The following is a 21,116-nucleotide window of genomic DNA, read 5'->3' on the forward strand; positions in this document are numbered from 1 at the left end:
GCGAGACCTCGCTCCCACCCGACCTAACAGTTGCCGATGCAACTACCCCCCTCAACCCACCGGGACGCCCGACCCTTCCCGACACCTCGAGCACCTTCACATCCCGCGCATCACGGCCCGCACATCACATCTCGTGACATCTCGCGACATCTCACGCAGACAGCGGCGTTCGCCCAGGGCGATCAGGTTCGGGAACAACGATCCACTCCGATGCCTTGAGCACAACAGGCTCAACGAGAGTGGGCCCAAGCCGCTCGACACGAGGGATGAAGGCCGCATGTCACACACCAGGCTCCTCCCGCTGCTGCCGCTGGACGACGCGGTCGTCCTGCCCGGCATGGTGGTTCCGCTCGACCTGTCGGACGCCGGGACCCGCGCCGCCGTGGACGCGGCCCGCGGCGGCAGGCCCGACTCCACACCCGACGCCAGGGCGCCGGGCATCTCCAGCCGCTCCTTCCAGCGCACCGCCGAGATCCTGCTCGTCCCCCGGGTGGACGGCGACCTCGCCGACATGGGCGTCCTCGCCGTCGTCGACCAGATCGGCCGGCTGCCGAACGGCGGGACGGCCGCGCTCGTGCGGGCCGTGTCCCGCGCCCGGGTCGGCACCGCCCCCACGCCGCCCGGCGCCGCCGACACCGGTGTCGTGTGGGCCGAGGCGACCCCCGTCGAGCCGGTCCTCCCGGCCGGCTTCACCGGCACGATCAGCGCGACGGCGACCGCGGGCACGCCGGGTGCCACCGGCGCCACCGGCAACCCCGACGGCGCGGCCGCCCGGCTGGTCGAGCTCGCCCGCGAGTACCGCACGCTGGTGACCGGGGTGCTGCGCGCCCGCGGGGTCGGCCAGGTCGCCGACACCGTCGAGGCGATCGAGAACCCCGACACGCTGGCCGACACCGCCGGCTACTCGTCCTACCTGTCGACCGTGCAGAAGCTGGAGCTGCTGCGCACCGTCGACGTGACCGCCCGGCTGGAGCTGCTCGTCCCGTGGACGCGGGAGCACGCCGCCGAGGTCGACGTGGCCGAGACCATCCGGCGCGACGTCCAGGAGGGCGTCGACCGCCAGCAGCGGGAGTTCCTGCTGCGCCGTCAGCTGGAGGCCGTCCGCAAGGAACTGGCCGAGCTGGACGGGTCACCCGCGTCCTCCGAGCAGGAGGACTACCGAGCCCGGGTCGAGGCCGCCGACCTGCCGGAGAAGGTCCGCGCCGCGGCGCTCAAGGAGGTCGACAAGCTGGAGCGGACGGCCGAGTCCTCCCCCGAGGTCGGCTGGATCCGCACCTGGCTGGACACCGTCCTGGAGCTGCCGTGGAACGAGCACGCCGAGGACACCTACGACATCGCCTCGGCGCGGGCCGTGCTGGACGCCGACCACGCCGGGCTCAGCGACGTCAAGGACCGGATCGTCGAGTACCTGGCGGTCCGCCGCCGGCGGGCCGACGCCGGGCTCGGGGTCGTCGGTGGGCGCCGCAGCGGCGCGGTGCTCGCGCTGGCCGGGCCGCCCGGGGTCGGCAAGACCTCGCTGGGCGAGTCCGTGGCCCGCGCCATGGGCCGCCGGTTCGCCCGGGTGGCGCTCGGCGGCGTCCGCGACGAGGCGGAGATCCGCGGCCACCGGCGCACCTACGTCGGTGCGCAGCCCGGCCGCATCGTGCGGGCGATCCGCGAGGCCGGCTCGATGAACCCGGTGATCCTGCTCGACGAGGTCGACAAGGTCGGCTCCGACTACCGCGGGGACCCGACGGCGGCGCTGCTCGAGGTGCTGGACCCGGCGCAGAACCACACCTTCCGCGACCACTACCTGGAGGTCGAGCTCGACCTGTCGGACGTGCTGTTCCTGGCCACCGCGAACGTGCTGGAGTCCATCCCGGCGCCGCTGCTGGACCGGATGGAGCTGATCCTGCTCGACGGCTACACCGAGGAGGAGAAGGTCACCATCGCCCGCGACCATCTGCTCCCGCGCCAGCTCGAGCGGGCCGGGCTGACCCCCGACGACGTCACCGTGGACGACGCGGCGCTGCGGCTGCTGGCCGGCGAGTACACCCGCGAGGCCGGCGTGCGTGACCTGGAGCGGGCGACCGCCCGGGTGCTGCGCAAGGTCGTCGCGAAGGTCGCGCTGGACGGGACCGCCCTGCCGGTCACGATCGGCGCCGGCGATCTGGCCGGATACCTCGGACGGCCGCGGCACACCCCGGAGTCGGCGGAGCGCACCGCGCTGCCGGGGGTGGCGACCGGGCTCGCGGTCACCGGGGCCGGCGGGGACGTCCTGTTCGTCGAGGCGTCACTGGCCGACCCGGAGACCGGGGCCAGCGGAGTGACGCTGACCGGGCAGCTCGGCGACGTCATGAAGGAGTCGGCGCAGATCGCGCTGTCCTACCTGCGCTCGCGCGGGGTGGAGCTCGAACTGCCGGTCGGCGACCTGCGTGACCGCGGGGTGCACATCCACGTCCCGGCGGGCGCGGTGCCCAAGGACGGGCCGAGCGCCGGGGTCACGATGACCACCGCGCTGGCATCCCTGCTCTCCGGGCGCCCGGTGCGCGCGGACGTGGCGATGACCGGCGAGGTCTCGCTGACCGGTCGGGTGCTACCCATAGGTGGGGTCAAGCAGAAGTTGCTCGCCGCGCACCGCGCCGGCATCACAACGGTGCTCCTGCCGGCGCGCAACGGCCCGGACCTTGACGACGTCCCGGCAGCGGTCCGCGAGGCGCTGACCGTGCACCTGGTTGCGGACGTCCGCGAAGTGCTTGAGCTGGCGCTGGAACCGGCCTTCGACACGACGCACACCCACGCCGTGGCGGCCTGAGATTGTCCGTTGGCAAATCGTTGGGTGCCGCCGCCGCCTCTCACAACGGCGGCAGCGGCACCTACGTGCCGACGCGACGCGCGGGTCCGGAACTCACGCGACACGCCGGCAGTTCGGTTAACACCTTGTGACGGCGCCCACGAAGGGCCGTCCGGCCCGCTACCTTCGGGGCGTGGATCGTGGCCGGTGCCTTCGGCAGGAGCGCGTCGCACAGGAGCGCATCCTGGCAGTGAGTCGACTACGGGGACGCCAGCGTCCGCGGGACAACCGCGGCCCCGGGCGCAGGCCGACCAGACCACCGGGCCGCAGGCCCCGCTGATCTGGTCGCCCCGCCGGGGTGGCGGTAACGCACGGGCTAAACTCGGTGCTTCACCGCAACCGTGGCGAAAGGTGCGCGCGGCGTGGACGCCTTCCGGCGCGGCTGGGTCGGCCTGGCACTGTTCCTCGCCGCGCTGATCATGATGCCGGTGCTTGTGGTCGAGTACCACAGTCGCCTGTCGGACGACGCCCGGTACTCCGGGGTCGACGCGGAGAGCATCATCCCGCCGGTGACCAGCACGGCGCCACCGCGGACCGCGCCCCCCGGCGTGATCGTCGGGTTCAACGGCGTCCTCGAGAACGAGACGCTGCGCGGCTTCCGGCACATCAGCCTGGAGACGACCGGTGACATCGGTGAGATCCACTACACGCTGACCGGCCCGACGGGCAGCCGCTATCCCATGACGGCGAGCGTGGCGCCCTACCTGTTCGCCCCGCACCAGACCGGCTGGGAGACGAGCGCCGTGATGGACGGCGTCTACTCGCTCGAGGCCAGGGCCGAGCGCCCCGGTGTGCCCGCGCGCAGCATCACCTTCACGATCCAGAACTCCACCCCGGCCGACGCCGGTGCTGGTACCGGCGCAGCCGCTGGTGTCGGCGCCGGGCCGGTCGCGAGCCGGCCGCCGGCCTGAGCACCGCGACTGGAAGCAACCCCACCTCACGGTGACTATGGAGGCAGGTCGGGACGTGATGCGGTGGGCGGGGCCGGATCCGGAGGCGGTACGTGACGACAGCGACGGAAATCCCTAATGTGAACGGGATGGATCGCCTGGTTTGGATCGACTGCGAGATGACCGGCCTGGATGCCGGTTCCGACCTGCTGCTCGAGGTCGCCTGCCTGGTGACCGACAGCGAGCTCACCGTGCTGGACGAAGGCATCGACCTCGTACTGACGGCCCCGGACGCGGCCCTCGACCAGATGCTCCCGGTGGTCCGCGAGATGCACGAGACCTCCGGGCTCACCGAGGCCGTGCGCGGCTCCGACCTCAAGCTCGACGAGGCCGAGGAGCAACTCCTCAGCTACATCCGCCGGTTCGTCCCGGAGGCGCGCAAGGCACCGCTGTGCGGGAACTCGATCGCGACGGACCGCACGTTCATCGCCCGCTACCTGCCCCAGCTCGACACCTTCCTGCACTACCGCATGATCGACGTCTCCTCGATCAAGGAGCTGGCCCGGCGCTGGTACCCGCGGGCGTACTACGCGGCCCCGGTGAAGTCGGGCGGGCACCGCGCTCTGGCCGACATCCGGGAGAGCATCGAGGAGCTGCGGTACTACCGCGAGATCCTCTTCGTGCCCCAGCCCGGCCCGACCACCGACGCGGCCCGCGCCGCGGCCGCCGCGATCCGCGCCTCCTGACAGCCGCGCCGCCGGCGTTCACCGAACCCCCGCCGGGGCCCACCGGGCGCACCGGAGCCACCCGCGGACCGCCGCCGGATGGGAATCGGACGGATTTCGGCACTCGATCGTGACCCGGCTGCCGCACGGGCGCGTTCACCCGGTACGATGGCTGCGCCCGGTGAGATTCGGGCGATGGTGGGTGTAGCTCAGTTGGTAGAGCACCGGGTTGTGGTCCCGGGTGCCGCGGGTTCAAGTCCCGTCACTCACCCCAGATAGAGGGGGCCGCCGCCTGCGGGGGACCCCCTCTCTTCGTCGCGGGATGGCGTTGCCGCCCTTCTCGGCGGCCACGGTCGCCAGCACCCGGATGTCGCGATCCGACCTGAATCCGAGCATGCGAAACGCGCGCAGCCGGTCGATCTCCGCGAGTGCGGACCTCTCCATGCGATAGCGGCGCGCGGTGGCGCTCCGGCGGCCGTGGTGGGGGACCGTGCTCCTCGGCCGCCGGAGCCCGGTTCACAACATCGGAAATATGGTCATACCGGCGGGATGAGGCCTACGTGTCGGCCCTTTCCCGCGCAGTGGCGGCAAGGCTCGAGATGCGGCGCGGTGCCGCCCTGGTCGGCGGCCCGAAGCTCGAAGACAGCTCGCCCGCCTCGACAGGTGAGGCAGATCTGATTGATGATGCTCGGCCGCCCCGGGCTCGTGTCGGCCCCGGACGGCTGCTCCGCTGTGGTCACCGGTGAACTCACCTCCCCGGTCAGGACAGACCGTGGGACGAGTGGTCGCGCGGACGGCCAGCGCTCGACGAACCCGACGGATGGCGAACCCGACGGACGCTGACAGATCGCGGGCCGGAGGAATCCGGCCTAGGACGTGGCCCTCGCCGAGGACCGGGCTCCTCACCTCCCCGATGGCGCTGTCCCGGCGTTCGAGCTGCTCGATCGATCTCGCCGGACATCCGAGCGTGCTGGTCGACCGATGACGCTAGCCAACATCGACATCGTATGGGGTGGAATGCAGGAAAGGACCGCACAACTCTGTCTGCCACGTCTCGCGCTGAACCAGGCGTGGATACACCACCGGCCCGGAAGTGTGGCCCGTGCCGGGCGGTCCGGCATGGCGAGCCCTTCCAGATCCGTCCATCTCCCGCGCCGCCGCGGCGTTCACACCGGACCGACATCCGCTCTACGCGGCTGCCAGGCTTCCCACCTGCCTCTTCCCTGCCGTCCGCCCGCCGATGCCATTCATGGTCACCCCTGGTTCCGTTCCGGGCGACACACGATTTCCAGAACGGACAATTCACCCATTACGGGAAAAGCGTTGTACAGGCCCGACACCACGAAGAAGACGCGCAGAGTACGGATGATCGCGCCGGACACGGCCCGTCGGTGCTCCCGATGGCACGCACCGGCCACGTCCGGAGATCACACGAGGATCACCAGATGATCATCCGGCGAACACCGCCGTTCCCGGCCGCTCCAGCGACACCCACCGCGCCATTCACACCGAACACACTCCCGAAGCACACCGGAGACACTTATTCGATGTCGAACAGGCCCTGGCGGACGGCGTACATCACCGCCTCCATGCGGGAGTGCAGCTGAAGCTTGTCAAGAATATTGCGAACGTGGTTCTTCACCGTGTTCTCACTGATGAAGAGCTTCCGCGCGATCTCGCGGTTCGCCCGGCCCTCCGCCACCAGCTTGAGGACCTCGAGCTCGCGGGCGGTGAGGTGGGGCGCGTGCGCGCGCGGGCGGTCCTCCCCCCCACGGGCCATCGTCGCGAACTCGACCATGAGCTTCGAGGCCATCGAGGGGCTGATCAGGCTCTGACCGTTGTGCACGGCACGCACCGCGTCGGCCACCTCGTGCGGCGGGATCGACTTCAGCAGGTAGCCGACGGCCCCCGCCTTGATCGCCTCGAACAGATCGGACTCCTCGTCCGAAACGGTGAGCATCACGATCCGCGTGCGCGGCACCGCGCGCTTGATGGCGCCGGCGGCGGCGATGCCGTCGCGGCCCGGCATCCGCACGTCCATCAGGACGATGTCCGGCGTCGTGCCGGACGCCAGGGTCAGTGCCTCCTGCCCGTCCGCCGCGCGCCCGACCACCGAAATGTCCTCCTCGGTCTCCAGCACGGTCTGCAGGCCCTGAAGGAAGAGCTCGTGATCGTCCACGACGAGAACCCGTATCGGCGTCACGTCACGGGTCGGGTCGGCATCAGCGGCCGACGGCGGCACCACACTGGCCGTCATCACACATCCGGAAATCGAGTTCGGTTTTTGCGCCACGCGGCTTCTCCACCGCAGGCGAAAGCCGGTTCGGACACCTGCCCACTCTACGTGATGCACTACACACATGAGGTCGCAGGCGCGCTGAAGTCACCTCCGACTTCCATGTCCTTAACGCATCCGACATGCCGGAAATAGTACGCGGCTTCACCGCAAGTTTGGCGTAGTGGGACGTTCTGCTCTCCGTCCGGAACGCGACCCCGGCCCGCCAACAGGCTCGCGAGCTGTGCGGACGTCCGCCCACGGCCCCGGCGGGCGCATTCATCCGGCTGCTCAGCACAACCAGGCAACGACGCGCGGTAGCAACACGATCCGGGTAACAGGTGCTTCATAACCAGTTATCTGAGTCTCCTGGATGTACCGCGTGCGCGACGGCATTGAAGGCTGTTTGGTGGCGCCGCGATCGGATCAGAGAGACCCTCGTCAGATGGACGCCGCAGCCAGCACTCCCCCGTCCCGCCTGCATCTCAAGCCGGGCACCGCCTGGGCCGACGCCTACTCGCGCGCCCGGCAGGAGGCCCCGGAAGCGTTCCACGAGGACCGCCTGCTCAACCTGTGGGGYGGTCAGTGGCGTCGCACCGGCAACCCGCTGCACAGCCTCACGCCGGTGGACGGCACCCCGATCGCCGGCCCGCCGATGATCGAGCCCGACGAGGCGCGCGAGGCCATCCGCGCGACCCTCGACGACCACAAGGAATGGCGCGACGTCCCGCTGGCCGACCGCAAGGCCCGGGTGACCGCCGCGATCGAGGCGATGGAGGAGCACCGCGACCTGCTCGCACTGCTGCTGGTCTGGGAGATCGGCAAGCCGTGGCGGCTCGCCCGCACCGACGTCGACCGCGCCCTGGACGGCGTGCGCTGGTACGTCGACGAGATCGACTCCATGATCGGCGGCCGGGCGGCCCTGCCGGGCCCGGTCAGCAACATCGCGAGCTGGAACTACCCGATGAGCGTGCTCATGCACGCCATGCTCGTCCAGGTGCTCGCCGGCAACGCGGCGATCGCCAAGACGCCGACCGACGGCGGGGCGGCCTGCCTGACGCTGGCCTGCGCGCTCGCCCGCCGGGCCGGGCTGCCGGTGTCGCTGGTCTCCGGGTCGGGGTCGCGGCTGTCGTCCGCGCTGGTGCGGGCCCCGGAGATCGGCTGCCTGGCGTTCGTCGGCGGGCGCTCCGCCGGCGGCCAGGTCGCCGCCGCGCTCGTCGACACCGGCAAGCGGCACTTCCTCGAGCAGGAGGGCCTCAACGCCTGGGGCATCTGGGACTTCTCCCAGTGGGACCTGCTCGCCTCGCACCTGCGCAAGGGCTTCGAGTACGGCAAGCAGCGCTGCACCGCCTACCCGCGCTATGTCGTCCAGCGCCAGCTCTTCGACAAGTTCCTGGAGATGTACCTGCCGGTGGTCTCCTCGGTGCGATTCGGGCATCCCCTCGCCGTGGCGGACGACTCAGACCCGCTGCCCGACCTCGACTACGGGCCGGTGATCACCGCGGAGAAGGCGGCGGAGCTCGCCGCCAAGATCGACGAAGCGGTGACCAAGGGCGGCGTGCCGCTCTACCGCGGCGACCTCGCCGACGGCCGGTTCCTGCCCGGCCAGGACCGGGCCGCCTACGTCCCACCGGTGGCGATCCTCAACCCGCCGCCGTCGGCCGCGCTGCACCACGCGGAGCCGTTCGGGCCGGTCGACAGCATCGTGGTCGTCGACTCCGAGGCCGAGCTGCTGTCCGCGATGAACGCCTCGAACGGCGCGCTCGTCGCCTCACTGGCCTGCGACGACGACACCACGGCGCGCCGGCTCGCCGGGGAGCTCGCCGCGTTCAAGGTCGGCGTCAACAAGCCCCGCTCGCGAGGCGACCGGTCCGAGCCGTTCGGTGGGCGCGGCGCGTCGTGGAAGGGCGCGTTCGTCGGCGGGGAGCACCTCGTCCGCGCGGTCACCGTCGGCGCGGACCCGAACGAACGCCTCTACGGCAACTTCCCCTCCTACTCCCTCTACCCGGAGACGTGATCAGGCTCCACCCCAGGACCTGTTCAGGGTGCCGCGGCCAGGGCCGAGCATGCTCGGGCCGGGCCGTTACCTCGAGACGGGGCGCAGGCCGTGCTCGGCGAGCGGCCCGAGGCACAGACCCGCGTCGTCGCAGCGCGCCGCCAGCTCGGGCAGGGCGCCCAGCGCGCTGTGCCAGGCCCCCGGCGCGGACGTGCAGTCGCTGTCGTGCAGCAGCACCGTCGCGCCGCCGCGCAGATCGGGGGCGAGTGTCGCCAGCACGTTGGCCGGGGTCGCCGTCGCCGTCCAGTCGCGGCCCCACGCCGTCCACAGGACGGGGGTGAGGTCGAGGCGGCGCGCGGCGGCGAGCACCCCGGCCGAGAGCACCCCGTGCGGCGGGCGAACGTAGGCCGGCGCCCGGCCGGTGGTCTCGGCGATCAGGTCACGGGTGCGCGCGAGCTGGTCGTAGGTGGACGCCGGCCCGCGCAGCAGCATGGGCCGGTGATCCCACCCGTGGACGGCCAGCTCGTGCCCGGCCTCGGTCATCTCCCGGGCGAGGCCGGGGGCGCGCTCGAGCATCCCGCCGAGCACGAAGAACGTCGAACGGATCTCGAGCGCGTCGAGCACCTCGAGGAAGCGCGGCGTCGAGGCCGGGTCGGGACCGTCGTCGAACGTGAGCGCGACGTGGTCGGGCCGGCCCACCCCGGCGAGCCCTGGGGTCACCCGGGTGCGCAGCCGACGGAACGTGGCCAGTGACGGCAGGCCGTAGGCCAGTGCGCCGAGTGCCATGACCGCGCCACCCGCGGCCCACCGCCCCGTCTCCCACCGCCCCGTGCCGGACCGCACCATGACGGACACTGTGCCACACCCCGCGCCGCCCCCCGGTGGCACGCGCACCGCCCGTCGCCGTGGTCCGGCCGTCACCGTGTCCCGGCCGGTTGGTTCGGACGTTCCGTGGAGGGAAGGGAGCCACCGGGACGATCCATGACCTTCTGGCGGGCTTCCGGCGCTTCACGATTCGTCGTGCAAACGCCGGCCGGCTCGCGGGCCGCGGGCTCGTCCCGTCCGCAGCAGGGCCCCGGCACGCGTCGCGCCGGCGCGGTCCCTTGATCCCCCGCTCCCGGAAGTGGCATGCGGGCGCGCCGCGCGGGAGGAAGGGCCGCGCGGCCCGGCGGGCGTAACACCAGCAAGCCCGCGCGGGCGCCGACTCCGGCAACGGCCGCTCATGACCCCGCGGGTGCCGGTGGGACATCCGGCGCGGGCCGCACCCGGTGCCCAGCCGTCCCGCGACGGTGCAGCACGATGTCCCCGGGGCACATCCGGAACCGTGAGAACGAGGCCACAGCCGGATCGGACGGCTCCCGGGCCCTCGGCGCCCGTGCCGTCCCATGCCCGCACCCGTCGGGAGGAGCTGCGCTGACCACGCCACGTCTGGGCGTCATCGGCTGGATGTTCGCGGGCGCCGTCGTCCTGGCCACGATCGCGCTGACAGCCGGGCGGCACGAACGGCACGATCCAAGGATCGTGCTCTGGGGTGACTCGCTCGCCTGGGAGGCGCGCGACTCCTTCACCGCGGCCGCCGGGAAGGACGGGGTCACCAGGACGACCACGCGGACCTGGGGCGGCACGGCGCTGTGCGACTGGTTCACCGACATGCGCAACCAGGCCCGGCGCTGGGATCCCACGGTGGCGGTCCTGTCCTTCTCCGGCAACACCGCCTCGGAGTGCATGCACGGCCGGGATCTGATCACCGCCTACCGGGAGGACGCCACCAAGGCCGTCGACATCCTGACCCGCCGGGGCATCGACGTCGTCCTCGTGGACGCCCCGCCGCGCAACGACCAGCCCGTCGGGCCGGACGGCCTCACCGAGCTCGACCGGGTCTGGCGCGAGGTCGCCGCCGGGAACTCCCACGTCCGGGTGGTGCCGGCCGGGGAGGTCCTCACCGACCAGGGACGGTTCGTCCCGAGGCTCCCGTGCCTGCCCGGCGAGCCCTGCGACCCTGATGGCAAGGTGGCCGTCCGCAGCCCGGACGGCGTCCACTTCTGCCCGGTCATCCAACCCGCGATGACGGCGTGCCCGGTCCGGTCCCCCGGCGCGGAACGCTACGGGCGCGCCCTGGCCGAGGCCGCCCGCCCCTGACCTGTGTGAGGAAGCCCCACACCTGTTCGGGATTGTCCGGGGCTGTCCGGGGCGCGGCCTACGGTGCGGCGGACGGCGCTGGCGGCGGTATGACCGGCGTCCGGTCCGAGGAGGATCGGGCCGGTCGGAGCAGGCCGCTCTGGTAGGCGATGACCACCAGTTGGGCGCGGTCGCGGGCACCGAGCTTGGCCATGGCGTGATGGACGTGGGTCCGGACCGTCAACGGGCGGATGGCGAGGATCTGAGCGATCTCCTCGTTGCTCCGCCCCTCGGCAGCGAGCGTCATGATCTCCCGTTCGCGGGGGGTGAGGCGGGCCAGGCGCCCGGGCGGCACCAGGTGGGCAGCCGGCTCGGCGGTGGCCAGGAAGCGGGTGATGAGTGCCCGCGCGGCACCGGCGGACAGCAGGGCGTCTCCGCGGGCGAGCACGACCGCCGGCGCAGGCGTCGCCGACCCCGGCAGCTCGGATCCCGGACGACGATGGACGTCACGGGCATCTCGGATGCCCTGCCCGCCCCAGGTCCTGCCAGTGTCCCTGGCCTCCGACGACCTGAGCCAGGCAGCACCGGACAGATCGACATGAACCGGACCGCGACCCCCCGCGTCAGTACCTCCGTGGAGCTGGTAAGGTTATCCACGTCGCCGCGGGAACGCGGAGGCACGCGCCGCTAGCTCAATTGGCAGAGCAGCGGACTCTTAATCCGCGGGTTCGGGGTTCAAGTCCCTGGCGGCGCACCCGTATTAGCAGGGGTTTCTCATGATTCAGAGAGCCCTGCGGACTCCTCATTCGCCGGTTGTGGGCACGATGTGGGCACACGACTAGCACGGGGAATCGCAGACGCCACCGCTTCGGCCGCGCGTTGTCCGGCCGAGCGCAGCAGGTGCACGTACAAATCGCTCGTGATCGCTGTGGAACTGTGCCCATGCCGCTTGCTGATCAGCGCGAGGTCCACTCCCGCGTCCAGTTGAATCGACGCGCTGGAATGCCGGAGGTCGTGAAGCCGGCGGCGGGAGAGCACCCGCTCCCCCAGCTCGTCCTTGGGTCGCAGGTCGAACGGCAACGGCTCGGCCAGGGTCAGCGTCGCGCCTGATCCTCGACGCCGGACGCACCTGGTGACGGTCACCGTCCCGATGGGCTCGCGATCCCGGTACACCGTCCACGTGCGCTCGGGGGCGACGTGGCGTCGTCCGACTGTGACCACCGCCGTGCCGGCCGACGCCGCGGACACCACCGCGGTGCACAGCCCGACGCGGCGCGCGATGACCTGCATGTGCCGGGAGACGTAGGCCGGATCCAGGTGCCGGCCGTCAGGTCGGGTGAACATCAGACCGGACAGCACGACCGGACGGCCGTGTTGGTCGGGCAGGGTGCCGTTCTGCCAGGCCGCGCCCATCGCCTCCCGTTCGGCGTCCTGGCGCAGCCCATGCGCGAGCAGGGAACCAAGGGTGCCGGCGTCCAGGTCGACCTTCCGCTTGCCGCTCCTGGTCTTCGGAGGCCACACACCCAGCCGGCCGCCGTTGTCCGTGATCTGCAAGCTGATCGTGAGCACGGACGCGGTGGCGTCGAGACCGGGCCACTGACACCCGCATGCCTCGCCGCGCCGCAGACCGTGCAACGCGATCAGCTCGTACATCACGGAGAGACGGTCCGAGGCCGCCTCGTCGAGGAACCGGCCGACCTCTTCGGCCTCCCAGGGCTCGACGTCTCGCTCGCTGTGTTCCGGTAGTTCCACCGACAGCGCCGGGTTGTACTGCAGCAGGCGCTGCTTCACCGCCCCGTTCAGCGCGGTCCGAAGGGTCGCGTGTATCCGACCGATCGTGGCCGGTCCGGTCGGCTGTCGCTTGTCGACGTTGGCCCTTTCGATCCGGCGATATGCCTGGTCGATGTGGTTCGGGTGCAGGCCGGTGAGAGCCAGCTGGCCCAGATACGGCTTCAGGTGAAGGCGAATGTGGCTCTCATAGGACCGCAGGGTGGTGGGCCGGAGCTTGCGCTTTCCGTCCAGCCACTGATCTAGGTACGTGCCGACCGTGAGCGCCCCGGCGGACCGCTGGCCGGCACGTACGGCGGCGATGCGCTCGTTGCCCGCGTCCTCGGCCGCCTTGGCGGTCGGGAAGCCGGAGTCCCGGATGAATGCCTGGCCGACGAGTGGCACAAGCTCCTTGGGGACACGCAGCCGGTAGCTCCACTTGCCGTGGTTCTTCCGCGCCAGCTTGGGGCACCGTGCACCGAGCTGCTTGCCGTCGTCACCGCGGCATCCGCAGCGCTTCTCGGTCTTGATTTTCACGCGACCCTCCCTGGGCCGATGGTCGTCACGCCGCCTCCCGTGGCCCCTGATGTCGTGTCCTCGGGGCGGATGTCCTCATAGCCGAGCCAACGCGCGAGCGGGAGAACGGGGACCAGGTACCTATTGCCGATCTTGAATACGGGGAAGGGCAGCTCCCCCCGTGTCGCGAGGTCGAAGATCTTGCTTCGGCCGCACTGCATGATCTGCGCGACGTCCGGATACAGGGGGCGTGTCGGGGGGCCGTCCAGCAGTTCCCGCAACGTGGGGGTCTTGGGCTTGCTCGAACCTCGACGGTCACGAGGTGGGGCCATTGCCGATCATCCTTCCAGGGGCAGGGACAGGTTGGTGCGGAATCTGGACCCGCGGGCTGTGACTGTCAGGGGGTCGGCGGGGAGGCCAACCACCCCCACACGGACCACCACTGGTCACTTTCCGTGACTGGGAGCCGGCGGGTTTTCTTCTTTTTCTTGGCGTGCGTTTCGCGGGGAGGGGGTTCAACCCTCCGCACCCTCCGCAAACCTCCGCTGCTGGGTCTGTGAGCTGGGTAGATACCTGCTGAGGGTGGGTGCTGGGAACCCTCAGCAGACCCTCGGCAACCCTCAGCACCCTCAGCAGCCGGGTGGCCGTGCTGAGGGTGCACCCTCGGCATTGCGGAGGGTCGTACGGCCAACCCTCAGCAGCGAAAACCCCTGCAGCACAGGATGTTTCGACGGTTTGCGGAGGGTGCTGAGGGTTGTAGGGCTCCGTGGTGCATGCGGGGGTGAGGAAGAAGAGAAACCGGCCGGTCATGGGGTGTCGTCCCGGGTCTCGACGCTCCACAGCCGGGCACCGCTGTGACTGTCCGTGCCTGCGCGCAGGGTGTGGGTGCGGTACCAGCGGCCGACGTGGCCCCCGAGTCGTTTCCCGAGCTGGGTGGCGGTCGGCAGGTACCGGCCGTTGAGCAGGGCGTCGGGGATCGTGCCGTCCCAGGGGTCGGTGCCGTCGGGGTTGTACTCGAAGCTGGCCCGGACCGTGGCTGAGGTGACGGTCTGGGTGCCGAACCTGCGTTCCCAGCGTGCGAGGAAGACCTGCCACATGGCGGCCTGGTCGTCCATCTCGCGCACATCGGCGGCGTTGTCGAGGAAGCCTGGTAGACCGTGGTGGGTGACAAACCCGCCGGCGGCCTGAGCCCAGGGGCTGAACTGGCGCATGAGATGTGCGGTGCGGGGTGCGCCGGCGGCGACCCAGTCCGCGACGAGCACGAGGAGGTTCCACTGCAGTTCCTGGCGGTTGTCGGCCACGGTGAGCCAGCTCTGCAGGTTCGGGATCTGAAACGAGCTGTCGGGGCGGGCTTCGGGGTTGGGCATGTTCGGGTCGAGGCGGACGACGACGGTGCGGGTGGCCATGTCTCCGCCGAGGCGGAGGTTGTTGCCGGTGACGGCCCAGAGTCGGTCGTTGGCGTGCTTCTCCGACTTCGACGAGCCGAGGACCCGGTCGGACCATTCGCCGCTGGTGATGAGGCCGGCGAGGGTGGCGGAGGTGATCTGGGTGCCTTCGGCGATGTTGTCCCAGCAGATCAGCGGTTCGGGGCGGCGCAGGGCGGCGAGGATGGCCTTGCGGAGTTCTTCCTCGCCGCCGGGCCAGGGGTTTTGCTGCTTGCCGTAGATCGACCCGACCATGTCGACGAGCAGGGATTTGCCGGAGCTGGCGGTGGTGGCGGTGGCGACCCAGAACGGGGTGAGCGCGCGCAGGTAGGGCCGCAGGATCGGGGAGACGAGGATGCCCAGGTAGTTGGCCTTGTCCGCCGGTGCCACCCACGGGAAGTCGTGCAGCACCGTCTCCAGGAACCGCTTCGCGGCCACCACCTGCTCGGCGGACGGCCGGTCAGGCACTGGCGGTAGGGCGACCTTGGGTGCGAAGTAGAGGCCGGTGTCCCGGTCGTAGCCGGGGGTCTGCAGCAGGGAGCCGTCGGGGCGCAGGACGGGTGAGCCGACGATGCCGCGCAACGCGCGGATGCCTGGCSAGTGCCGGCGGGACAGGACGGCGGTGAGGATGCGGTCGGCGGGCACGTGTTCCTCCTCGATGATGTCGCCGTCCGGGTCGGCGACGAGCCGGTAGGCGTAGGCCTCGTGCGCGAGGAGCTGCGCGAACGCGGGAGCGGTGAGCGGTGCGGAAATCAGCGGGAGTGGGTCGTCCGTGGTGGTGCTGATGTCGCCGGAGATCGCGGCAATGTGGACGATCTGTCCGCCGGTGACGTACAGGTCGGTGAACGCTCCGGCGTCGAGGGTGGTGGTGAGGTTGCGGATGGCGGTCGGGGCGCCGGTGACGTCGATGTCGGGCCGGTCGCGCACGAGGCGGGGCCGGCGTGCGGCGGCGTCCTTGGCGGCCTGGCGGGCGGCGGTGAGACCGGCTTTGTGGGCGGTGTCGAACGCGCCTTTGGTCAGGAGCTTGGGTTTGGTCGCGGCCAGGGCGTCGCGATGCTCGGCGACCACCATCGGGTCCGCGCCGTGCCGGCCTAGGGCGTAGGCGTGCTCGCGGACGGCTTTGGCGCGGGCGAGGTCGTCGGTCTCGGCGGTGGCGGCGGCCAGGACGACGGTGATGTTGAGCTCGACGACGGGCCTGTCGGGCAGGGGTTCGGCTGTGGTCATGAGGCTGCTCCTTGCATGCGGCCCCAGCGGGTCGGGGGGTGATCCGTCGTGCGCGCCGGCGGAGGCGACGTGTCGTGGGCGGCCGCGTGCGACGGGTCGGGGGTGGTGTAGGCGTGCCAGGCACGGGTGATGGCGCCGGAGCCGGGGAACAGGTCGTCGAGGCTGTCGCCGGGGGCGGCGCCGAGAAGTTGGAAGATCCATCGGGCGAACGCGGCGGGCTTGGTGCCGATGACCCGTCCGGGCAGGGTGGTCATCGGGGCGATGCCGTGCACGAGGGAGTCGACCCGTCGCGTCTGGATCCGGGTGTTCGGGTGCGACGGATCGTCGGGACGTCCGCCGCGGTAGAGGACCGGTTCCCAGGCGGAGAGGGGCCAGCGGCTGGCGGTGGGGCGTTCCCCGCGGTGCCAGGCCGCGACCCGCACCCCCGGCGGGCACAGCGCGAGCACGGCGGGCAGGGCGGCGGCGGAGGTCGACAGCGCCCAGCCGTCATAACCGGCCAGGCGGGCGATCAGCGCGGCGTGGTCGACCTCACCGGCGTAGTCGGGGTGGTCCCGGTAAAGCCAGGCTTTGCCCGGGTAGGGCGGGTCGGCGTAGGCCAGCCGTATCCCGCGGCCGCAGCCGACGGCTCCCCCTGGGGCGGCGTGGCCGACGGTGCGCCCGAAGCGGTGCCGGGCTTGGCGGCAGCGGGTGGAGCAGCACACCGCGTCCCGGCGTGCCCGGGGCGGGATCGGCCCCTGACACCAGGCGCACACCCGCCCGGATACCGCAGATCCGTCGAGGGTGGCCACAGGCGACGTGTCGTGTAGCGCCGTGGTGGGACGCGACGTGTCGTGGGCGGCCGGCGGAACGCCACTGATGCCCGTGGTCATGGCGCACCGCCCCAGGTGCGGGGCTGGCGCATCCCCGCGTCCAGGCCGGAGGTGATGGTGCGCTCGGCTGCACGGGAGCGCATGCCGCAGCCGGCGGCGGCGTCGGTGAGGGCCTGGCGGACGTCGTCCTCGTCGAGCAGGCCACCGGCGACCAGGCGGCCGAGCTTGTAGGCGGCGCCGTTGAGGGCCTTGTTCCGGCCGGTCTCCGGCGCCATGGCGGCGATATCGGCGGCCTCCCCGGCCAGGACGGCGGCGGCCCACCGTGCGGTCCGGATCTGGGTGAGGTCGGGCTGGGCCTGGTAGGTGGCCAGCCGCCGGCGGGCGGCCTCTACGTCGGCGGAGGAGGACACGGGGGTGGTTGGCTTTGCCGTGGCGAGACGGTGCAGCCAGCCGGGCAGCTCTGCCAGGGGAAGCCGCTCAGCCCACCCGTAGCGCCGGCCGGAGGAGTGCAGCGACGGCGGGGCGACCGCCATGCCGCCGGCGCCGTTCCCGGCACCGCGGATGTCGATACCCGCACCGACCCCCTCGGTCTCGGTGCCCTTACTGTTCGCGGGCGGATCCACCGCCGGAGCCCGGTACCAGTAGTGCACCCCGCCGTCGGTCCGCCCGGTGCTCACCGACGCAGTCGGGATGTGCCCGTGCTCGCCGGTCAGCGCCGCCCACGACGCCCGTCCGACCGGCCCGTCGACATCGACGACGGTCAGGCCGGAGGGCTTGCAAGCCACGCCGATCGACGCCCAGGGCCAGCGGGTCCACCAGCCCGTGATGACGTCCTGGTCGGTGGTGGCTTCGCTGCCCCACCGGACCATGGGCATCTTGCTTCCCGCGCGGATGGGGAAGACGACCATTCCGCGGGCGGCCAGAGCCAACACCGCCGGCAGGAGGCTCCCCGGCGGCTGATCGGACAGTGTGCGCATCGGACTCCTTTCACCCTCAACGGCGCGGTGCACGCCCACACCCGACCGGGCCAGAGCGGCCCCCGCCGGGGCCACCCGGTGCCTCCCACAAAGGGAAGGCACACTCGACAGCCCGAAAGCGACACACATCGCAGCGGAAATCCCAGCCGACGCCGCCCGGATCCCGGGGCCCCGACAGCCGTGCCGCGCACCCGACGAACGCGGTGGGATCCCGGTGGTAGCGGCGGGAGGGCGATACAGAAGACATGTCGAGTGGGCCGGGGCTGGTTGCTCGCATGGGCTGACCTGCAACGACGTCCGCCGTGCCGCCGGGGACGCGGGAAGCACGGCGGGAAGGACGGTGGGAACCACGGCAGGAAGCGCTGTGGGAAGGACGGCGGGTAGTGCGGTGGGAAGTGTCGTGCTCGCGCTGCCCGAGCCCGGCCGGGCCACCCTGCCCACTGGCGTGGGCGGGAAGTACCGCGGTGGGATCCCGGTGGTGGTGGCGGGTGTCGACGGTGCGCCCTGGACGGGTGAGAGAAGACATGTCGGATGGGCGAAGGCTGGTTGCCTGTGCGGGCTGACCTGCACCAACGCCCACCAGGCCGCTCATGTCGGTGGAACGGTCGCTGCAACCGTGGCTGCAACCATCGCTGGAAGTTGCCCGGGGCTGATCGCCGGCCGGGTGGTGTGCGGGTCGTGGCTGTCTCGGCCTGGTTGCCCGCGTGCTGGTGGCTGGTTGCCTGATCTCGGCCCGGCTGGTTGCCCGGCTGGCGGTCGGGTTGCCCGGGGTGTCGGGGGTGGTCGTCACGGCGGGGCTCCCTTCGGCGGGGTGGGCGGGGGCTGGTGACCGCGTGGGGCGCCACCGGTCCCGCCCGGTGGCGCCCGGATGGCGGGTCAGACGGGTGGGGTGAAGACGGTGACGGGCAGGTCGTGGCCGTCGGGGGTGTCGGTGAGCAGCCAGTTCTGTTCGCCGAGGAAGGTGAAGACACGCAGGTGGGTGTGGTGCAGGCGGGAGGCGTCCTGGAACACCTCGCGCCGGCTGGTCTCGCCGAGGAGGTCATCGAAGATGTCGTCGAGGTAGTCCTCGGCGTAGGCACGCACGGCGGCCAGGGCGGTGGCGGTGTCGTGGTGGCCGGACAGGACGATCCCGGTCAGGCTCTCGCCGGCGTCGTAGACCTCGAACAGGTCGATGGTGGTGCCGTCGACGGTGACGGTGTCCATGGCGAGGAAGGTCTGCTCGGGGTCGGCGCAGGCGGCGGCGAGGCGGGCGTAGTGGGCGCTGGCCGCGGCGCGGTCGTGGCGGTCCAGGTCGTTGAGGATGGCGAACACGACCTCGGCCGTGGTCGGGAGGCCGTCGACCACGACCTCGGTCGTGGTCGGGAGGCTGCTGGTGGTGGTCATGGTGGTGGCCTTCCTGGTGGGGTGTTGGGACCTCAGTGCGTGGCGTTCGGGTGCCGGGCTACTTCCAGCGGCCGACCTCGATCGGGACGGCGTGTGGGTGCTTTCCGCGACGGTCGATCCAGATCTCGCCGTTCGCCTTGACGACCACCTCGTGGGGTCGCACGTTGTCGCTGGCGAACTGGGGGCAGATCTGGGCGGCGACGTGGCGGTGCAGCTCGGCCGGCACCTCCAGGGCCGGCGTGTGCTCGACCGGCTTCGGGGGCAGCGTGGCCCGCTGCTTCACAGCCGGCGCCGAAGCGGCCCTGCGGGTCCGCGTCACCGGGGCCGGCGGGGTCGCCTTCCTGCCTCTCCCCGCGGTCGAGGCCGGCGTGACGGCGGTGGCCTTCCTGCCCTTTCCTGCGGTCGAGGCTGGCGTGGTCGCCTTCTTGCCCTTCTTCGGGGTCGGCGTCGGGGTGACGGTGGCCTTCTTGCCCTTCTTCGGGGTCGGGGTGGCGGCGGTGGGCTTCTTCGAGCTGCTGAACAGGCCCATGTCAGTTCTCCTTGGTGGTGAGAGCGGCGGTGATGATCTGTGCGTGGTCGAACGCGAGCCCGGCAGTGAGGGCGGCGGGCATCAGATCCGGCCGGTGTCGTAGAGCTGGCGGGCGGCGCGTTCGATGTGGCGGCGGTGGGTGCGGACGAGGGTGGCGGCGAGGTGTTCGGCGTCGCTGATGTCGGCGTGGATGTTGCGGCAGACCGTGCGGGCGACCTGGAGGTCATCGGAGCCGTGCAGRCCCGCATCGCCGGTGATCAGCCTGGCGGCGGTGGCTCCGGCGAGGGTGTAGGCGACGAACTGCAGGTCGCTGCCACGCCACCGACGCAGGGTGGTGATCCCTCGGGCGCCACCGCGGGGGGTGGTGGTCAGGGTGGCCTGCACCCCGCGCGCTGCGTACTCGCGGGCGGCGAGCCAGTGGCCGGCTTCGTGGACCGCCACGATCCGCCGGTGGTCCTTCGACATGGGGATACCTCCTCTCGAGTACCTGGGGGCGATCGGGCCGCCGGTCCGACCGTGCGGGCCGGACCGGCGGGGTTGGTCAGTGCGGGTGGAGGCCGGCGGGGCGGCGCAGGGCGACCTGCTCGCCGTCGTCGAGAGGGATCTCGATGGCTGCGCCGGTGCCGATGTGGCTGCCGTGGATGACCCACCGCGGCGGGGAGCCCGCCTCGGTGTCGCCGAACCCGGACCCGGCGGCGGTGGCGTCGGGGCTGGTGGGGGGTTCGACGCGGCTGACGATGATCAGGGTTCGGCGGGTGTTCGGGGCGGTGATGATGTCGCCGGGGCGCAGGATGGCCGGGTCGACCAGGGGCGGGGTGCGGGTAAGAGCCAAGGGGTTCTCCTTCGGCAGGGGTGCGGTTGTCACGTGACGACCGGCGGGGGTTAGCGGCGGGGGTTGCAGCCGTGGCCGGGCAGGCAGGTCATGGCGCCGCGGGGGCTGATGTGCAGCCAGGTGGTGGCACCGCAGGAGCAGCGGGTGGCCCCGGAGCTGCCGCCGGGGACGCCGTCGCTGGCCCGGGTGGATTGCCGGCCGCGGTTGGTCTGGGTGAGCCCGACGCCGGTGACCTTGATCGCGCGGCCGTTGAGCCGGTTCGCGGCGCGGCGGGCGACACCGGCGGCGATGTCCCCGATCGCGCCCGAGGGGTTGCAGGCCCGGCAGAGCTGGGCGCCTTTCTTGCCTTTGCCTTTGCAGTCGGGGCAGATCTTGGGCTTACGAGCCATGGCAGGGGCTCCCTTCCGGAGCTGGAGCAGGGGTGGGGTGGTGGGTGGTCAGCGCTTGGTGGGCTGGGCGGGCTGGTAGCCGCGCGGGCCGATGACCGGGCAGAGCGGGGTGCCGTCGCCGTGCGCCCACTGCGGGGTCTTCAGCCCGTGGGCCGGGTAGTTGGTCCGGTCCTTCCAGGGCCGGCGGTGGACCACGGGCTCGTGGCACTCGGGGCAGATGTGGGGGCGGGGCATGGGGGTCCTCCCGAAGATCGGTCACGCTGAGTAGTCGGTTTTGGGTGTGCGGAACGGCGCTCACGGCCAGTGAGATCACCGGAAGCGAGTTAGATCTCTAACCCGGTGGTGCCTGGGAGACTGCGGGCCGGCTGAGCTGGGGGAAGTGAGCCGAGTGAGCCCAGGTGGGGCAGTGAGATTCGCCCTGCCAGGGGG

The 21,116-nt window shown here is 71.7% G+C and carries 19 protein-coding genes and 2 tRNA genes; 7 read left to right on the forward strand and 14 right to left on the reverse strand.

Translation table 11 applies throughout. The features are described 5' to 3' along the window. The first annotated feature begins 277 nt into the window (after positions 1-277). The 4 genes from lon to BBK14_RS09305 all read left to right on the forward strand — a co-directional run bounded on the left by lon (position 278) and on the right by BBK14_RS09305 (position 4,722). The gene (gene lon / locus BBK14_RS09290; protein WP_071061039.1) at positions 278-2,794 is read left to right on the forward strand and encodes an endopeptidase La; all 2,517 of its coding nucleotides are present in this window, start codon (positions 278-280) and stop codon (positions 2,792-2,794) included. 401 nt (positions 2,795-3,195) lie between these two features. Then, complete coding sequence (locus BBK14_RS09295; RefSeq protein ID WP_071061041.1) at positions 3,196-3,744, forward strand: hypothetical protein; 549 nt, start codon at positions 3,196-3,198, stop codon at positions 3,742-3,744. Between the two features lie 128 nt (positions 3,745-3,872). Further along, the gene (orn, locus tag BBK14_RS09300) at positions 3,873-4,469 is read left to right on the forward strand and encodes an oligoribonuclease (protein WP_198541217.1); all 597 of its coding nucleotides are present in this window, start codon (positions 3,873-3,875) and stop codon (positions 4,467-4,469) included. A gap of 177 nt (positions 4,470-4,646) precedes the next feature. Continuing rightward, positions 4,647-4,722: transfer RNA gene (locus BBK14_RS09305), tRNA-His, on the forward strand. Positions 4,723-5,988: 1,266 nt separating this feature from the next. Here the strand turns inward: BBK14_RS09305 and BBK14_RS09310 are convergent. Beyond that, a complete protein-coding gene (locus tag BBK14_RS09310) occupies positions 5,989-6,705 on the reverse strand; it encodes a response regulator (protein ID WP_020572678.1) in 717 nt (238 codons plus the stop codon). 463 nt (positions 6,706-7,168) lie between these two features. On the opposite strand from BBK14_RS09310, the gene BBK14_RS09315 reads away from it, so the two are divergent. Continuing rightward, on the forward strand, positions 7,169-8,740 hold the full coding sequence (locus BBK14_RS09315) for an aldehyde dehydrogenase family protein (RefSeq protein ID WP_071061045.1): 1,572 nt from the start codon (positions 7,169-7,171) through the stop codon (positions 8,738-8,740). A gap of 66 nt (positions 8,741-8,806) precedes the next feature. Here BBK14_RS09315 and BBK14_RS09320 read toward each other — a convergent pair whose 3' ends face one another. Beyond that, entirely contained in the window at positions 8,807-9,565 is a 759-nt protein-coding gene (locus tag BBK14_RS09320; RefSeq protein WP_071061178.1) for a polysaccharide deacetylase family protein, read from the reverse strand. A gap of 453 nt (positions 9,566-10,018) precedes the next feature. Here BBK14_RS09320 and BBK14_RS09325 point away from each other — a divergent pair, with 453 nt between their 5' ends. Beyond that, positions 10,019-10,858 carry a DUF459 domain-containing protein gene (locus BBK14_RS09325; RefSeq protein ID WP_420849138.1) on the forward strand — a complete coding sequence of 280 codons (840 nt, stop codon included), beginning with the start codon at positions 10,019-10,021 and terminating at the stop codon, positions 10,856-10,858. Between the two features lie 58 nt (positions 10,859-10,916). Here BBK14_RS09325 and BBK14_RS09330 read toward each other — a convergent pair whose 3' ends face one another. Next, positions 10,917-11,285 (reverse strand): LuxR C-terminal-related transcriptional regulator, encoded by a 369-nt coding sequence (locus BBK14_RS09330; RefSeq protein ID WP_338045444.1) that lies wholly within the window; start codon positions 11,283-11,285, stop codon positions 10,917-10,919. Between the two features lie 233 nt (positions 11,286-11,518). Between BBK14_RS09330 and BBK14_RS09335 the strand changes: the two genes are divergently transcribed. Beyond that, a tRNA-Lys gene (locus BBK14_RS09335) sits at positions 11,519-11,591 on the forward strand. 20 nt (positions 11,592-11,611) lie between these two features. Here BBK14_RS09335 and BBK14_RS09340 read toward each other — a convergent pair. From BBK14_RS09340 to BBK14_RS09395, 11 genes are all read right to left on the reverse strand, one after another. Then, on the reverse strand, positions 11,612-13,141 hold the full coding sequence (locus BBK14_RS09340) for a site-specific integrase (protein WP_071061047.1): 1,530 nt from the start codon (positions 13,139-13,141) through the stop codon (positions 11,612-11,614). Then, entirely contained in the window at positions 13,138-13,452 is a 315-nt protein-coding gene (locus BBK14_RS09345) for a helix-turn-helix domain-containing protein (protein WP_131802201.1), read from the reverse strand. Before BBK14_RS09345 ends, BBK14_RS09340 begins: the two co-directional genes overlap by 4 nt. Before the next feature lie 474 nt (positions 13,453-13,926). Then, complete coding sequence (locus BBK14_RS09350) at positions 13,927-15,768, reverse strand: hypothetical protein (protein ID WP_116430032.1); 1,842 nt, start codon at positions 15,766-15,768, stop codon at positions 13,927-13,929. Next, on the reverse strand, positions 15,765-16,637 hold the full coding sequence (locus BBK14_RS36815) for a hypothetical protein (RefSeq protein WP_131802202.1): 873 nt from the start codon (positions 16,635-16,637) through the stop codon (positions 15,765-15,767). The genes BBK14_RS09350 and BBK14_RS36815 overlap by 4 nt, the downstream gene beginning before the upstream one ends. After that, positions 16,634-17,554, reverse strand: coding sequence for a bifunctional DNA primase/polymerase (locus tag BBK14_RS09360; protein ID WP_071061053.1), 921 nt, complete (start codon positions 17,552-17,554; stop codon positions 16,634-16,636). The genes BBK14_RS36815 and BBK14_RS09360 overlap by 4 nt, the downstream gene beginning before the upstream one ends. Positions 17,555-18,430: 876 nt before the next feature. Beyond that, positions 18,431-18,937 (reverse strand): hypothetical protein, encoded by a 507-nt coding sequence (locus BBK14_RS09365; protein WP_071061055.1) that lies wholly within the window; start codon positions 18,935-18,937, stop codon positions 18,431-18,433. Between the two features lie 58 nt (positions 18,938-18,995). After that, positions 18,996-19,466 (reverse strand): hypothetical protein, encoded by a 471-nt coding sequence (locus tag BBK14_RS37745; RefSeq protein ID WP_131802203.1) that lies wholly within the window; start codon positions 19,464-19,466, stop codon positions 18,996-18,998. An 81-nt stretch (positions 19,467-19,547) separates the two neighbouring features. Next, the gene (locus BBK14_RS09380; RefSeq protein WP_071061062.1) at positions 19,548-19,931 is read right to left on the reverse strand and encodes a hypothetical protein; all 384 of its coding nucleotides are present in this window, start codon (positions 19,929-19,931) and stop codon (positions 19,548-19,550) included. Positions 19,932-20,007: 76 nt separating this feature from the next. Beyond that, the gene (locus BBK14_RS09385; RefSeq protein ID WP_131802204.1) at positions 20,008-20,331 is read right to left on the reverse strand and encodes a hypothetical protein; all 324 of its coding nucleotides are present in this window, start codon (positions 20,329-20,331) and stop codon (positions 20,008-20,010) included. A gap of 17 nt (positions 20,332-20,348) precedes the next feature. Continuing rightward, complete coding sequence (locus BBK14_RS09390; protein WP_071061066.1) at positions 20,349-20,687, reverse strand: hypothetical protein; 339 nt, start codon at positions 20,685-20,687, stop codon at positions 20,349-20,351. 48 nt (positions 20,688-20,735) lie between these two features. Further along, on the reverse strand, positions 20,736-20,921 hold the full coding sequence (locus BBK14_RS09395; protein ID WP_071061068.1) for a hypothetical protein: 186 nt from the start codon (positions 20,919-20,921) through the stop codon (positions 20,736-20,738). Positions 20,922-21,116 lie beyond the last annotated feature (195 nt).

The organism is Parafrankia soli (assembly GCF_001854695.1).
Taxonomy (GTDB): Bacteria; Actinomycetota; Actinomycetes; order Frankiales; family Frankiaceae; genus Parafrankia; species Parafrankia soli.

Coding starts and splice junctions, on each gene's coding strand:
- BBK14_RS09345 (WP_131802201.1), bottom strand. CDS start 13,452: ATGGCCCCACCTCGTGACCGTCGAGGTTCGAGCAAGCCCAAGACCCCC.
- BBK14_RS09395 (WP_071061068.1), bottom strand. CDS start 20,921: ATGCCCCGCCCCCACATCTGCCCCGAGTGCCACGAGCCCGTGGTCCAC.
- BBK14_RS09365 (WP_071061055.1), bottom strand. CDS start 18,937: ATGACCACCACCAGCAGCCTCCCGACCACGACCGAGGTCGTGGTCGAC.
- BBK14_RS09310 (WP_020572678.1), bottom strand. CDS start 6,705: ATGACGGCCAGTGTGGTGCCGCCGTCGGCCGCTGATGCCGACCCGACC.
- orn (WP_198541217.1), top strand. CDS start 3,873: ATGGATCGCCTGGTTTGGATCGACTGCGAGATGACCGGCCTGGATGCC.
- BBK14_RS09320 (WP_071061178.1), bottom strand. CDS start 9,565: ATGGTGCGGTCCGGCACGGGGCGGTGGGAGACGGGGCGGTGGGCCGCG.
- BBK14_RS37745 (WP_131802203.1), bottom strand. CDS start 19,466: ATGGGCCTGTTCAGCAGCTCGAAGAAGCCCACCGCCGCCACCCCGACC.
- BBK14_RS09360 (WP_071061053.1), bottom strand. CDS start 17,554: ATGCGCACACTGTCCGATCAGCCGCCGGGGAGCCTCCTGCCGGCGGTG.
- BBK14_RS09325 (WP_420849138.1), top strand. CDS start 10,019: ATGTCCCCGGGGCACATCCGGAACCGTGAGAACGAGGCCACAGCCGGA.
- BBK14_RS09390 (WP_071061066.1), bottom strand. CDS start 20,687: ATGGCTCGTAAGCCCAAGATCTGCCCCGACTGCAAAGGCAAAGGCAAG.
- BBK14_RS36815 (WP_131802202.1), bottom strand. CDS start 16,637: ATGACCACGGGCATCAGTGGCGTTCCGCCGGCCGCCCACGACACGTCG.
- lon (WP_071061039.1), top strand. CDS start 278: ATGTCACACACCAGGCTCCTCCCGCTGCTGCCGCTGGACGACGCGGTC.